General features: G+C 74.2%; 12 protein-coding genes. 5 read left to right on the forward strand and 7 right to left on the reverse strand.

Going from position 1 to position 12,336, the window contains the following annotated elements:
• Positions 1–110: 110 nt before the first annotated feature.
• From ACH436_RS18755 to ACH436_RS18770, 4 genes are read right to left on the reverse strand one after another with little or no spacing between them, the layout of a single operon-like run.
• Positions 111–701 carry a hypothetical protein gene (locus ACH436_RS18755; RefSeq protein WP_430561719.1) on the reverse strand — a complete coding sequence of 197 codons (591 nt, stop codon included), beginning with the start codon at positions 699–701 and terminating at the stop codon, positions 111–113.
• A complete protein-coding gene (locus ACH436_RS18760; protein ID WP_430561720.1) occupies positions 698–2,134 on the reverse strand; it encodes a signal peptidase I in 1,437 nt (478 codons plus the stop codon). Before ACH436_RS18760 ends, ACH436_RS18755 begins: the two co-directional genes overlap by 4 nt.
• A gap of 19 nt (positions 2,135–2,153) precedes the next feature.
• Positions 2,154–2,855 carry a SipW-dependent-type signal peptide-containing protein gene (locus ACH436_RS18765; RefSeq protein ID WP_430561721.1) on the reverse strand — a complete coding sequence of 234 codons (702 nt, stop codon included), beginning with the start codon at positions 2,853–2,855 and terminating at the stop codon, positions 2,154–2,156.
• A 4-nt stretch (positions 2,856–2,859) separates the two neighbouring features.
• A complete protein-coding gene (locus ACH436_RS18770; RefSeq protein WP_430561722.1) occupies positions 2,860–3,474 on the reverse strand; it encodes a SipW-dependent-type signal peptide-containing protein in 615 nt (204 codons plus the stop codon).
• Between the two features lie 175 nt (positions 3,475–3,649).
• Between ACH436_RS18770 and ACH436_RS18775 the strand changes: the two genes are divergently transcribed.
• From ACH436_RS18775 to ACH436_RS18785, 3 genes are read left to right on the forward strand one after another with little or no spacing between them, the layout of a single operon-like run.
• Complete coding sequence (locus tag ACH436_RS18775) at positions 3,650–4,318, forward strand: response regulator transcription factor (RefSeq protein WP_430561723.1); 669 nt, start codon at positions 3,650–3,652, stop codon at positions 4,316–4,318.
• A complete protein-coding gene (locus tag ACH436_RS18780; protein WP_430561724.1) occupies positions 4,306–5,502 on the forward strand; it encodes a sensor histidine kinase in 1,197 nt (398 codons plus the stop codon). Before ACH436_RS18775 ends, ACH436_RS18780 begins: the two co-directional genes overlap by 13 nt.
• A gap of 28 nt (positions 5,503–5,530) precedes the next feature.
• Complete coding sequence (locus tag ACH436_RS18785; protein ID WP_430561725.1) at positions 5,531–6,970, forward strand: APC family permease; 1,440 nt, start codon at positions 5,531–5,533, stop codon at positions 6,968–6,970.
• Positions 6,971–7,009: 39 nt separating this feature from the next.
• Here ACH436_RS18785 and ACH436_RS18790 read toward each other — a convergent pair whose 3' ends face one another.
• The gene (locus tag ACH436_RS18790; protein WP_430561726.1) at positions 7,010–8,677 is read right to left on the reverse strand and encodes an amidase; all 1,668 of its coding nucleotides are present in this window, start codon (positions 8,675–8,677) and stop codon (positions 7,010–7,012) included.
• A 230-nt stretch (positions 8,678–8,907) separates the two neighbouring features.
• Here ACH436_RS18790 and ACH436_RS18795 point away from each other — a divergent pair, with 230 nt between their 5' ends.
• Positions 8,908–9,330: an Hsp20/alpha crystallin family protein gene (locus tag ACH436_RS18795; protein WP_430561727.1), complete on the forward strand. Its 423-nt coding sequence runs from the start codon at positions 8,908–8,910 to the stop codon at positions 9,328–9,330.
• Positions 9,331–9,471: 141 nt separating this feature from the next.
• Entirely contained in the window at positions 9,472–10,692 is a 1,221-nt protein-coding gene (locus ACH436_RS18800) for an NAD(P)/FAD-dependent oxidoreductase (protein WP_430561728.1), read from the forward strand.
• A gap of 73 nt (positions 10,693–10,765) precedes the next feature.
• On the opposite strand, the gene ACH436_RS18805 is transcribed toward ACH436_RS18800, so the two are convergent.
• Both ACH436_RS18805 and ACH436_RS18810 read right to left on the reverse strand, forming a co-directional pair.
• Positions 10,766–11,530 (reverse strand): ABC transporter permease, encoded by a 765-nt coding sequence (locus ACH436_RS18805; protein ID WP_430561729.1) that lies wholly within the window; start codon positions 11,528–11,530, stop codon positions 10,766–10,768.
• Positions 11,530–12,327, reverse strand: a complete 798-nt coding sequence (locus tag ACH436_RS18810; RefSeq protein ID WP_430561730.1) for an ABC transporter ATP-binding protein — start codon at positions 12,325–12,327, stop codon at positions 11,530–11,532. Before ACH436_RS18810 ends, ACH436_RS18805 begins: the two co-directional genes overlap by 1 nt.
• Positions 12,328–12,336: the final 9 nt, after the last annotated feature.

Here is a 12,336-nt window from a genome sequence, read left to right on the forward strand (position 1 = left end):
TTGCGCTGGCTCTCTGAAGCCGCCTGCCCGGAACCGTCACCAGGCACGACGTCAGCAGCTCAGGTCGCCTGCCGTGGTGCTCGGCTGGCGGCCACCGGAGTGACCGGCGCTCAGGCGGGGGTGCACGACCCGTAGCCGATCCCGAGCCAGTCGAACCCGACGCTCCACGTGTAGACGACGGGCTCGGACGTCCACCCGCCCGGACCCAGTGCCCGCACGGTGACCGTGCCGGTGATGGTGTAGTTGAGGCCGGACGACACTCCCCACGCCACCGCCGTCGTGCCCGCGGGGACGTCCGTCGTCGCGTTCGCGGGCAGGAGCGGTGCCCCGTCCGACGTCGTCCCCGTCTGCCACGCATCCGGCACCCCGTGCGCGCTCTCGTCGACGCTCATGACGACCCGGTAGCCGGTGACCTCCAGGCCGTCGTCGCCCGGGGCGAGCTTCAGGAGGTTCGGGGAGTTGTTGTGCCCCTCGCAGGTCGTCGCCGGGACCGCGACCGTACCCGCCGTCGCACTCACCGCCCCGGCCTCCTGGCTGGCCCACGCCGCGTCGGTGGCCCGCGGCCCGGCACCGCCGACGCCGAGCGCGACGCCTCCGGCAACTCCCGCGGCGACGGACAGCGCCAGCCCGCCCGCCAGCAGCGCGCGGCCCGCGGGCCGCCGCCGGACGGCCGCCCGCACACGCTCGATCGTGCTCCTCATGACTCGCTCCCCGACTCCGGTCCGATCTTCTCCGTCGCGCGCCGGCCGGCGCGCAGCGCGGCCCCGACCAGCACCGCCATCAAGGCGAGCGCCAGCCACGGAGCCAGGTCCGCGCCGGTGCGGGGCAGCGCGCCCGGCACGCCCGCGGCCCAGCCCGGCACGTCCGCGGCCCAGCCCGGCCCACCGGTCGCGGACACCTCCCCGGCGCCGGCCCCGGCGGGGGCCGAGCCCTCGCCGCCTCCGGCTCCGACGCCCGTGCCGCCGGACCCCGTGCCACCGGACCCCGAGGCACCCGACACGTCGCCCGGCTCGTCGCCCGGTCCGCCCCCCGGCCCGCCGCCGGGCGTGACGGCGACGCTCTCGCCGCTCCCGGCCGCCCGGAGCGTCAGCGTCCCCGCCAGGGCCTGGGCGCTCTCGGGCGCGTCGGCCGGCAGGGTCACGCGCACCCGCAGCCAGCGCTCGTCGCGGGCGTCCTGCCCGCCGAGGTCGACCACGTCCCCGGGCGCGACCGCGGTGGGCGCGACGAGGGTCCGCGCCCCCGGGGCGCACCCGCTCCCGCTCCAGCGCTCCGGGCAGGACTCGACCGCGACCCGGACGTGGGCGGCCAGCGCGCCGTCGACCCGCAGGGTGCGCGCGACGGTGCCGTCGCCGGCGTCCGCTGCGACGCCCACCGCCCAGTCGGTGGAGTCCCCGGGGGACAGCCGGTCGGCGCCGTCGCCTGCGACGGACGTGAGCCGTAGGTACTGCCCCTGGACCACGTGCTCGTCGCCGGTGTTCGCCCCCGCGGGGGTGGGCGTCGCCACGACGCCCGCGAGCGCCAGCGGCACCACGAGGGCGAGGACGCCCGCGCCCTGGGCGGACGTCGCGTGGATGGTCTCCGGCCGGGTCACCGGCGAGGTGCCCGTGCCCGTGGCCGCGGCCCGGGAGGGCCGCCGCGGCCACAGGCCCCAGACGACCAGCGCGGCGGCGGCGGCGCCAACGGGCGCGAGCACCCGCGGGTCGCCGAGCCGCGCGACCAGGCCGGCGACCCCCGGGACGGAGGCCACGACGCGTCCGGCCTCGGTGACGCGGTAGGTCTCGGCGTCGACCTGGGCGTTCGCGTCGCCCTGGAGGGTCAGGGTGCGGGCGGCAGGGTCACCGTCGGCCGCGGCGACCTCGACGACGCGGTGGGTGACGGGCATGCGCCCGCCGTCGCGCTCCACGGTCACCACGTCGCCGGGGCGCAGGTCGGCCGCCGTGACGGTCCGCACCAGCGCGGCGGACCCTGCGGGGATGGTCGGCGACATCGACCCCGAGCTGAAGAGGACCACCTGGAAGCCGAGCCCGGCGCCGAGCGCGGCGAGCACCACGCACAGCAGGCCGAGGGCCGCGGCCGGCCACAGCAGGATCTCGCCGGCGACCGCCAGGGGGCGGGGGCGTCGTCTCGTCGTCATCGGGGGGTCTCCGTCCGGGTCAGCCGGTCTGGGTGACGGTGAGGGTGAGCCCGAGGCTCGTGGAGGTGCCCTGCACCTCGGTGCCGGTGTCCCCGTCGCCCGGCGCGGCGACGCGGACGTCGAGGCAGAGGCCGGCGGCATCCTGCGCGTCCGCCGCGACGGGCACGGTGGCGCCGCCGGGCGCCCCGGCGGTCACGGGCACGTAGGTCGACGGCCCCCCGGCGAGGTAGGTGGCGCCGCTGGTGAAGTCGGCGGCGCCGCAGTCCGCCGTCGACGACTCGCGGGCGACGACGCGGTACTCCAGGGCGCCCGCGAGGGCGCCGTCGGCGGCGACACCGGTCAGGGCCACGTCGCCGCCGCGGGTGCTGCCCGCGGCCGTGCGCACGTTGAGCCGGCCGAAGCGGGAGTCGCCGGGAGCCGGGGTGTCGTACGTGCCGCCAGGGGCGAGCCCGGTGAGGTCGGCGGCGAGGACCGCCGCCGACCCGGGCGCGTGGTGCGCCCACTCGCCGCCGACGCCCTGTGACTGCGTGTCGAAGGAGCCGGCGGTGAAGGTGGCGGACGCCGTCTCGGTATCCTGCCAGGCGGCGACGGTCCACACGCTGCCGACACCGAGCACGAGCCCGCCCGCCAGGATGCCGAGCACCCTGGTGGGACGGACGGGGCGCACGGCGCGACGTCGGACGGGGTCCGTCCGCGCGCCGTCGGGTCGGTGGGTCGTCATCGGGTCAGAGCGAGGTCGTCGACTCGCCGGTCAGGGTCCACAGCACGGTCGCCGTCTCGCCCTGCGCCAGGTCCTCGTCGGCTGTCACGGTGACCTTGAGGTACACGACGTCGGAGAGCGCGTCGAGCGTGAACAGGTCGTGCGACCCCGTGGCCTGCACCGACTCCGAGGACACGAGCGTGCCCTGCGCGGTGGAGCCATCGATGTCGTCGACCTGCTGGACCGTGTAGGTGAGGTTGTCCGCCGCGGCCCCCGAGGCCTCGACGACGCCGGTGACATCGGCGCCGTAGGTGGACGCCGGGTCGAGGCGCACCGCGTAGACCGCAGTCGCGGAGTCCGTCGGGGACAGGTTCTGCGCCAGGTCACCGAAGGAGATGGTCAGGGCCTCGGCGGACGTGTCGTGGTCGGCGAAGTCGGCGCCGTCGGCACTGCTCTGCAGGCCGAAGGACCCGGCGGCGAAGTCACCGGTTGCCACCTCGGTGTCGGTCCAGGCGGCCATCGTGACGACGGCGCCGATCCCGAGCACCAGGCCTCCGGCCCCGAGCGCGAGGAGCTTGCGGCGTCGGCGCGCGGGCTCTGCGGCCTGTGCGGTGGTGGGGGCGAGGTTCTGGTCGTCCATCGGTCTCTCCTGTCGCTGCCGGCAGGTGCCGGTCGGGTGGCTGACGGGACCATCCGACCGCCGGGCACGGTGTCCGACCGGCGGATCTGCGTGGAAACACGTACGGTTTTGCGTGCTGGCGCGGCGCCTGCGCCGCCCAGGGGCCAGGCACGGGGACGACGACGGCGGAGGACGCGTGGGCGCAGATCGCACGGTCCGGGTGAGCGTCGTCGAGGACGAGGCCCTGATGCGGGCGATGCTCGAGCGCACCGTCGCGGAGGCACCCGGCCTGCGCCTCGTGCACGCGCTGGACAGCGTGGCGGCGGCTCGCCTGACGATCCTGCCCGGCAGCGCGGACGTGGCGGTCCTGGACGTGAACCTGGAGGACGGTAACGGCATCGCGCTCGGCCTGCAGCTGCAGCGTGCGGACCCCGGCCTCGCGGTGATGCTGCTTTCGAGCCACGACGTCATGGGCCTGTTCACGGCGGTGCAGAAGGAGACGACCCGCCCGTGGAGCTACCTGTCCAAACGGTCGTCCTTCACGCGCGACGTGCTGGTCGGTGCCATCGCCGCGGCCGCGGCCGGCCAGGTGGTGATCGATCCGGAGCTGGTGCGGCGCTCGGAGCCCCGAGCCGGCAGCGAGGTCGCCGACCTGACCCGCGCGCAGCTCCAGGTGCTGCGCCTGGTGGCTGAGGGTCTGTCGAACGACGGGGTGTCCGAGCAGCTCTCGATCTCGCCCCGGTCGGTGGAGAGCCATCTCCTCACGATCTACCGGCGTCTCGGCCTGGAGGGCGCGGACGGCAACCGCCGGGTCAGTGCCGTGCTGGCGTTCCTGGAGCAGACGGGGCGCACGTGGCGGCGCTGACCCTCTCGCCGGCCTGGCAGACCGCACGCCGCCGGCGACGCGAGCGGACCGCCGTCGCCGTCGCCGTCCTCAACGTCGTGGTGTTCACGGTGCTCGTGACGGAGCAGGCCGTGGAGTGGGACGGCGACGCAGACGCCGCTGACCTGGCATGGTGGGTCGGCGGCGTGACCCTGGTGATCGGCCTCGTCCTCGTCGGGCTGATCGTCGCCGTGAACCGCTGGGTGCGCCCGTGGCCGGCGCGCCTCGCGGTGGCCGCGGCGCTCGCGGCGGGGCAGGCCCTGGTCCGGCTACTCATCCTCGTGCCGATCATGTCGGCGCCGGACGCGGTCAGCCCCGGCGGGTTCGCCGCCTGGGTGACGGGGATGCTGGGCTACTCGGGCGCGCTCGGCGCCGGGCTGCTCGTCGCGTGGTTCCTGCAGCGTGAGGACGACGAGCGCGAGCGACGCCTGGCGCAGGAGGCCCGGGCCGCGGCCACCGTACGGGAGCTCGAGGCGGAGGAGCTGCGCGTGCGGCGCAGCGTGGCCGACCGGTTGCACGGCACCGTCCAGCAGCGGCTGGTGGTGATCTCCGGGGGCCTGGACGCGCTGGCGGCCGAGCTGGACGAGCCCGCCCGCTCGCGCTGGCGAGAGACCCTCCGGGGGTGGGCGGAGGACCTCGACGAGCTGCGCGAGGAGGACATACGCGTGCTCAGCCACAGCCTGTTCCCGTCGGGGGCCGACCTCGGCACGTTCGACGCGGTCCGGACGCTGCTGGGCCGCCTGCCCGTGAGCGTCGCGACCTCGCTGACCCTGGGCCCGACCCTGCAGCGTCTCGTGGACGCCCACCGGGCGCCCCTTCCCGTCCCCGAGCGGCTGGTCGTCGTCTACGTGATCGAGGAGGCGGTGACCAACGCGCTCCGGCACGGCGGCGCGACGGCGGTCACGGTGCGCGCGGAGGTCCGCCCCGACGCGGCGCCCGACGGGCGCCGCGTGCTCGACGTCGTCGTGGACGACGACGGCAGCGGGCCCGATTCCGCCGACCCCGCGCTGTCCGGGCTGGCACGTCACCGCGCACGCGCCGAGTCCCGTGGCGGCGCGCTCACGCTCGGCGTCAACGACGACGGCGGCGGCCGGCTCCACCTGGTCCTCCCGTTCGAGCCCGGCACGGCTCCCGGCACCGCAGGCTCCGTCGACGACGAGCCCTAGTCGGGCACACCCGCCTTGTCGACGTTCCGTGCCGCCCCTGCCGTCCTACGCTGGCACAGCCCGCACACCGGCTGCCGAGGAGCTGAGTCCCGCGTCTACCGAACCGCGCCCTGCGACGGACGCCCTCCCGCCCGCCCCTCCGGAGGGACAGCTCCACCGGAGCCTGTCGCTGCGGCACCTCGTCGTCTACGGCCTGCTGTTCATCGGCCCGACCGCGCCGATGGGCACCTTCGGCGTGCTGGACGCGCGCAGCAACGGCGCGGTCGCCCTCGTGTTCGTCGTCGCGACCGTGGCGATGGCGTTCACGGCCTGGTCGTACGCCCGCATGTCCGTCGCGGTCCCGAAGGCGGGGTCGGTCTCGGCCTACGCGACCGCGGGGCTGGGTCGGCGGCCGGGCTTCATGGCCGGGTGGATGATCGGCCTGGACTACCTGTTCATCCCGAGCCTGGCCGCGCTGTTCTGCGGGATCGCCAGCCACGCCCTGTTCCCCACGGTGCCGGTCTGGGCGTTCACCGGCGCCGCCGTGCTCCTCATCACCGGCCTGAACCTCGGCGGGGTCAGGCTCGCCGCCACCGTGGGGTTCGTCGCCCTGGTCGTGGAGATCGTGGTGCTCGCCGCCTTCTGCGTCGGCGCGGTCGTCGTCCTGGTGCAGGAGGGGCCGGCCCGGCCGTGGTTGTCCCCGCTGACCGGGCTCGACGGGTTCACGCTCGCCGGGACGCTCGGGGCGGTCTCGGTGGCGGCTCTGGCCTTCCTGGGGTTCGACGCGATCGCCACGTTCGCCGAGGAGAGCACCGGCTCCCCGCGGCAGATCGGCCGGGCCCTGATCTTCTGCCTCGTCCTCGCCGGGGCCCTCTTCGTGCTCCAGACCTACCTGGGCGCGCTCCTCACGACGGCGACGCCCCAGGAGCTGGCCGCGAACCCCGAGGAGCAGGGCACGATCTTCTACACGACGATCAGCGAGGAGATGGGGGCGTGGCTCGGCACGACGGTCACGACGGCGCGCGCGCTCGGTCCCGTCCTCTCCGCGCTCGTCGCGCAGGCCGCGGTGAGCCGCCTCATGTACGGGATGGCACGCGACGGACAGCTGCCCGCACGACTCGGGTCCGTGAGCCGCCGGACCGGCGTGCCCCGCCTGGCGACCCTCGTCTCGGCGGTCGCGACGCTCCTCATCGCCGTGGCGGCGGCGATCCGGCCCGACGGCCTCGACCTGCTGTCCTCGATGGTCACGGTCGGCGCCCTGACCGCATTCGTCGTCCTGCACGTCGCGGTGGTCGGCTACTACGTGGTCGGCAAGCGCACCGACCGCCGCGTCCTGCACACGGTCGTCCCCGTCGTCGGCCTGGCGATCGTCGTCACCGTGCTCGTCCTGGCCAGTCATCTCGCCCTGGAGGTGGCGGCCGTGTGGCTCGTCCTGGGCCTGGTCATCATGGTGGTGCGCGGCCGGCGTCGACCGACAACCGGCGATTGAGCTCCTCCGCAGTTGAGCGACGGCCGACGCGCGACGCCCCTACTGCTCGTCCGGCTGCACCGGCCCGGGTGTGGTGGCCAGGTTCCGGTTCACGACGCGGCCGTCATAGGCCTCGTCATAGTCGTACGCGAACCCGAGCAGGTCGGCCTCGGAGTACTTCTTGCCGACGAAGATGAGGTTGAACGGCTTGCCCGAGTCGTACGCACCGTCCGGCACCACGACGCCTGGCAGCTGGGAGATGTTGATCTCCGACACGGTCGAGGCGTTGATCTCCCCGTCGTAGATGCCGGGGATCTCCTCGACCTGCTGCGGGAACACCAGCGCATCGAGGTCCTGCGTGTCCATGACCTGGTCGAACAGCTCCTGGTACTGCTCCGACACCGCCTCGAACTCGGCGTCGGTCGTGGGCTCGGTGGCCAGCGCCTCGACCATCTCGTCGATCCGCTCGTCACCGGCGAACCCGTGGGCGTCGGCCCAGTCGTCCAGCTGCTCGAGCGAGCTCACCGCGGCTCCGTCGCCAAGCCCGGCCAGGTAGTCCTCGACGGCGTGCGCGTTGCCCACGCTGCCTCGCCCGTCGTAGCCGCCCTCGCCGATCTTCGCGAGGTCGGCGAACCTGGTCCCCTCGAACGGGTCCTCGACGACGGTCGCGCCCTGCTCCTGCAGGTTGTCCACGGCCTCGGCGTACAAGGCCGCCGTCTCGTCGGAGAGCTCACCGCCCTGCCCGGAGCGCCAGCCCGGCCCGTAGAGGCCGATGCGCGTACCTTCCAGGGCTCGCTTGGACAGCTGCGACGTGTACCCGCCATCGGGCACCTCGGCACCCGCGGTCTTGGGGTCACCGGAATGGGTGCCGGCCATGACGTCCAGCATGATCGCGGCGTCCTCGGGAGTCTTGGCCAGGGGCCCCAGCACGTCACGGGTGTTCCCGGCCAGCGGCATGTTCCCGGTGTTCGGCACCAGCCCGAAAGTCGGCTTGACCGCGAACAGCGACTGCGCCGACGCCGGGTTCTGGATCGACCCGCCCGTCTCCTCCGCGATGCCGGTCACCGCGAAGTCACCAGCGACGGCGGTGGCCGACCCGCTGGACGACCCACCCGGCGCCCAGTCCTGGTCCAGCGCGTTGAACGTCGGGCCGTAGGCCGAGTTGTTCGCGTTGGAGCCGGACCCCGCCAGGACCGGCAGGTTGGTCTTGCCCACGATGACCGCCCCGGCCTCGCGCAGGCGTTCGACCACGGGGGCGTCGTCCTGGGGGACCAGGGCGACGCCGCCCGCCTCGGGGCTGGTCACCGCCCACCCGGAGGTCGTGGGCAGCCCGCGCACGTCCAGGGAGTCCTTGATGACGATCGGCACGCCCTCCAGCGGGCCCACGTCCTTCTGAGAGCCCTGGCGGGCCGCGTCTGCCGCGGCCGCCTCGACCAGGGCGTCCGGGTTCAGCCGGGTGAACGCGTTGTAGTAGGGCTCGTGCTGCGCGATGCGGTCCAGGTAGGCCCGGGTCAGCTCGACCGAGGTGACCCGGCCCGTCTTCAGCGCCTTGGTCGCCTCCGCGATGGTGAAGGTCGTCGGGTCCTGCGCGCCGGGGCGATGCCCATGCCCGAACGCCGGCCGGTCGGCGGCGACGGGGGTCGCCGCCGCACCGCCGACGGTTGCTGACGAGGCCAGGACCGCTCCGGCCGCGACCGCCGCGAGGCGGCGGATGGTGAACGTGCTCACGAGGGACTCCGATCGTCTACGTCTACCGACCTTCGTCACCCTTGCCGACCTCGCATTTCACCCGTGTTGCCGGCGGGTAAGACGCCCGGGACGACGCGCTCAAGTCGTCCTCCTACCGCGCCCATGCGCACATCTCGGAAGGCACGAGTCCGCCGTCGGCGAACCCGGAAATTGAGTCGGGGTGGCTCAAGTTGAACTCGTCAGCAGCAACTCATCTGGAGGAGGACAGCATGACCACCACCCTGAACCGCACCCCGTTCGCCGACGCCTGGCTCCGCGACCTGTGGACCCCGCGCCTCGCGGACCTGCGCAGCGAGGGCCCCGTTCCCGCCGCCGACGTGTACCGCGACGGCGAGGACCTCGTCGCACGCCTCGACCTGCCGGGCGTGAACCCGGCCGAGGACGTCACCGTCGAGGTCGAGGGCCGCAAGCTCGTCGTGCGCGGCGAGCGGAAGGACCAGCGCCCGGAGGAGTCGGAGGGCCGACGCATCTCGGAGGTCCGCTTCGGCGCCTTCCGCCGCGTCGTCACCCTGCCGAAGGCCGTGGACGGTGACGCCGTGACGGCGTCCTACGACGCGGGCGTCCTGACGGTCACCGTCGCCGGCGTCTTCGCCGGCACGACGCCGCAGCGCATCGAGGTCACCAGCGCCTGATCCCAGGCACGCCACGACGGCGCCCGGTCGCACCCCGCGACCGGGCGCCGTCGTCGTCTCCGCTGCGACGCGGTCACACCTCCAGCCCTCGTCTCGTCGTCACCGTGAGCAACCGATGACGAGACGGACCGAGGAGACGAGATGTCCGACGCAACGCAGGTCGTGGTGGTGGGCGGCGGCTACGCCGGGGTGATGGCGGCGAACCGCCTGACGGCGCGGGACGACGTGGCCGTGACGCTGGTGAACGACCGCCCGACGTTCGTGGAGCGGATCCGGCTGCACCAGCGGGTCGCCGGCTCGCACGACGCGGTCGTGGACTACCGGGAGGTGCTCGCCGAGAGGGTGCGGCTCGAGGTCGCGACGGTGGACCGGATCGACGCCCAGGGGCGCAGGCTCGTGCTCGCCGACGGCGGCAGCCTCGCGTACGACTACCTCGTGTACGCGGTGGGCAGCACCAGCGCCGCGCCGGCCGTGCCGGGCGCGGCCGAGCACGCGTTCGCCCTGGCGAGCCTCGAGGAGGCCGATCGGCTGGCTCCCGAGCTGGCCGCTGCCGGGCCGGCGGCACGCGTGACGGTGGTGGGCGCCGGGCCGTCGGGCATCGAGACGGCGTCCGAGCTGGCGGAGCAGGGCCGCGCGGTGACGCTGGTCTGCGGCGACACGCTCGGGCCGTACCTCCACCCGCACGGTCGCCGGGCCGTCGCGACGGCGCTCGCGCGCCTCGGCGTGGAGGTCGTGGCGGGACCGGGGGCCACCGTGACGGCGGTGACGGCCGAGGCGGTGCAGCTCGCGGACGGCCGCGATCTGCCGAGCGACGTCACGATCTGGACGGCCGGGTTCACCGTCCCCGACCTCGCCGCCCGCAGCGGGCTGAGCACCGACGCGGCGGGCCGCCTGCTGACCGACGAGACGCTGACCAGCGTCGACGACGAGCGGATCGTCGCCGCCGGCGACGCGGGCGCGCCGTCGGGCCTGCCGTACCGGATGAGCTGCCAGGCCGCCGGCCAGCTCGGCGGCGCCGCGGCGGACACCGTGCTCGCCCGGCTGGCGGGTGCCACGCCCGCGCCGGCCGCCGTCGGCTTCCTCGGCCAGTGCCTCAGCCTCGGCCGCGGGGCGGGCCTGTTCCAGTTCGCGAACCGCGGCGACGTCCCGGTTCGCGCCTTCCTCGGCGGCCGCCTCGGCGCCCGCACCGGGGCGTGGCTCAAGGAGCTCGTCTGCTGGAGCACCGTCAAGGGGCTCACCTGGGAGGCCCGCCGGCCCGGCATCCTCCGGTACCCGGCGTTCGTCGCCGACCCGAGCCGCCGGGCCGCGCTGCGCGACCGGCAGCAGGGGGCCGCGACGTCCGACGTCGTCCCCGTCGCCTGACGCGACGACGCCCGTCGAGCCGGCCGGGACCTGGTCCCGGCCGGCTCGACCGGCGTGCGGTGCCGCCGTCGGCTCAGCTGATGCGCCGCCGGTAGGCGACGACCGCGAAGGCGTAGGCGATCACGAAGATGCCGATGAGCCAGGCCAGGGCGATCCAGATGTCGTTGCCGACCGGCTGCTCGGCGAACAGCGCGCGGATCGAGTTGACGATGGACGTCACGGGCTGGTTCTCGGCGAACCAGGCGACCGGGCCGGGCATCGTGTCGGTGGGCACGAACGCCGAGCTGATGAAGGGCAGGAAGATCAGCGGGTAGCTGAACGCGCTCGCGCCGTCGACAGTCTTCGCCGAGAGGCCCGCGATCACGGCGAGCCAGGTCAGCGCGAGGGTGAACAGGGCCAGGATCCCCGCGACGGCGAGCCACGACCCGAAGGACGCGCCCGTGCGGAAACCCATGAGGAACGCGACCCCGATGACGATCGCGACCGAGACGAGGTTGGCGACGAGCGACGTGAGGACGTGCCCCCACAGGACGCTCGAACGCGCGATCGGCATCGACTGGAACCGTTCGAAGATGCCGCCCTGCATGTCGAGGAACAGCCGGTACGCGGTGTAGGCGATGCCGGACGCGACGGTGATCAGCAGGATGCCGGGCAGCATGTAGTTGATGTACGACTCGTCGGTCCCGGTGTTGATCGCCCCGCCGAAGACGTAGACGAAGATGAGCATCAGGGCGATCGGGGTGACGGCCGTGGTGACGATGGTGTCCGGGCTCCGCAGGATGTGGCGCAGCGAACGACCGGTCAGGGTGCGGGTGTCGGCAAGGGCGTGGGTGGTCATCAGGAGTCCTTCTCGGTACCGGTCGCGCCGACGAGCGAGAGGAAGACGTCCTCGAGGGAGGGCTGCTTCTCGACGTACTCGACCTTGGCGGGCGGGAGGAGGCGCTTGAGCTCGGCGAGGGTGCCGTTCTGGATGATCGTCCCCTCGTGCAGGATGGCGATCCGGTCGGCGAGCTGCTCGGCCTCGTCGAGGTACTGCGTGGTGAGCAGCACGGTGGTGCCGCCGTGGGCCAGCTTCTTGACGGTGTCCCACACCTCGATCCGCGCCTGCGGGTCGAGGCCGGTCGTGGGCTCGTCCAGGAAGATGATCGGCGGGTCGCCGATGAGACTCATCGCGATGTCGAGGCGACGCCGCATGCCGCCGGAGTAGGTGCCGGCGCGGCGGCCGCCGGCCTCCGTGAGCGAGAACCGGGCGAGCAGCTCGTCCGCCACGCCCCCCGGGTCCTTCAGGTGGCGCAGCCTGGCGACGAGCACGAGGTTCTCGCGGCCGGTGAGGATCTCGTCGACGGCGGCGAACTGGCCGGTGAGGCTGATCGACTCGCGCACGTCGCCGGGCTTGGTCGCGACGTCGAACCCGTGCACGACGGCCGTGCCCGCGTCGGGCTTGAGCAGCGTCGACAGGATGCGCACCAGGGTGGTCTTCCCGGCGCCGTTGGAGCCGAGGAGGGCGAAGATGCTGCCGGTGGCGACGTCGAGGTCGACCCCGCGCAGCACGTGCAGCTCGCCGAACGACTTCTCGATACCTCGGACGTGGATGGCGGCCCCGCGGGCCGCGCCGTCGGACTGGGCGGTGGTCATGTCTGTTCT

This window comes from Isoptericola sp. NPDC019693 (assembly GCF_044389085.1).
In the GTDB taxonomy this organism is placed as follows: Bacteria; Actinomycetota; Actinomycetes; order Actinomycetales; family Cellulomonadaceae; genus Isoptericola.

Excerpts from the sequence above, each read along its gene's own strand:
- ACH436_RS18800 (WP_430561728.1), top strand. The coding sequence starts at position 9,472 with ATGTCCGACGCAACGCAGGTCGTGGTGGTGGGCGGCGGCTACGCCGGG.
- ACH436_RS18810 (WP_430561730.1), bottom strand. The coding sequence starts at position 12,327 with ATGACCACCGCCCAGTCCGACGGCGCGGCCCGCGGGGCCGCCATCCAC.
- ACH436_RS18755 (WP_430561719.1), bottom strand. The coding sequence starts at position 701 with ATGAGGAGCACGATCGAGCGTGTGCGGGCGGCCGTCCGGCGGCGGCCC.
- ACH436_RS18770 (WP_430561722.1), bottom strand. The coding sequence starts at position 3,474 with ATGGACGACCAGAACCTCGCCCCCACCACCGCACAGGCCGCAGAGCCC.
- ACH436_RS18805 (WP_430561729.1), bottom strand. The coding sequence starts at position 11,530 with ATGACCACCCACGCCCTTGCCGACACCCGCACCCTGACCGGTCGTTCG.
- ACH436_RS18795 (WP_430561727.1), top strand. The coding sequence starts at position 8,908 with ATGACCACCACCCTGAACCGCACCCCGTTCGCCGACGCCTGGCTCCGC.
- ACH436_RS18760 (WP_430561720.1), bottom strand. The coding sequence starts at position 2,134 with ATGACGACGAGACGACGCCCCCGCCCCCTGGCGGTCGCCGGCGAGATC.
- ACH436_RS18765 (WP_430561721.1), bottom strand. The coding sequence starts at position 2,855 with ATGACGACCCACCGACCCGACGGCGCGCGGACGGACCCCGTCCGACGT.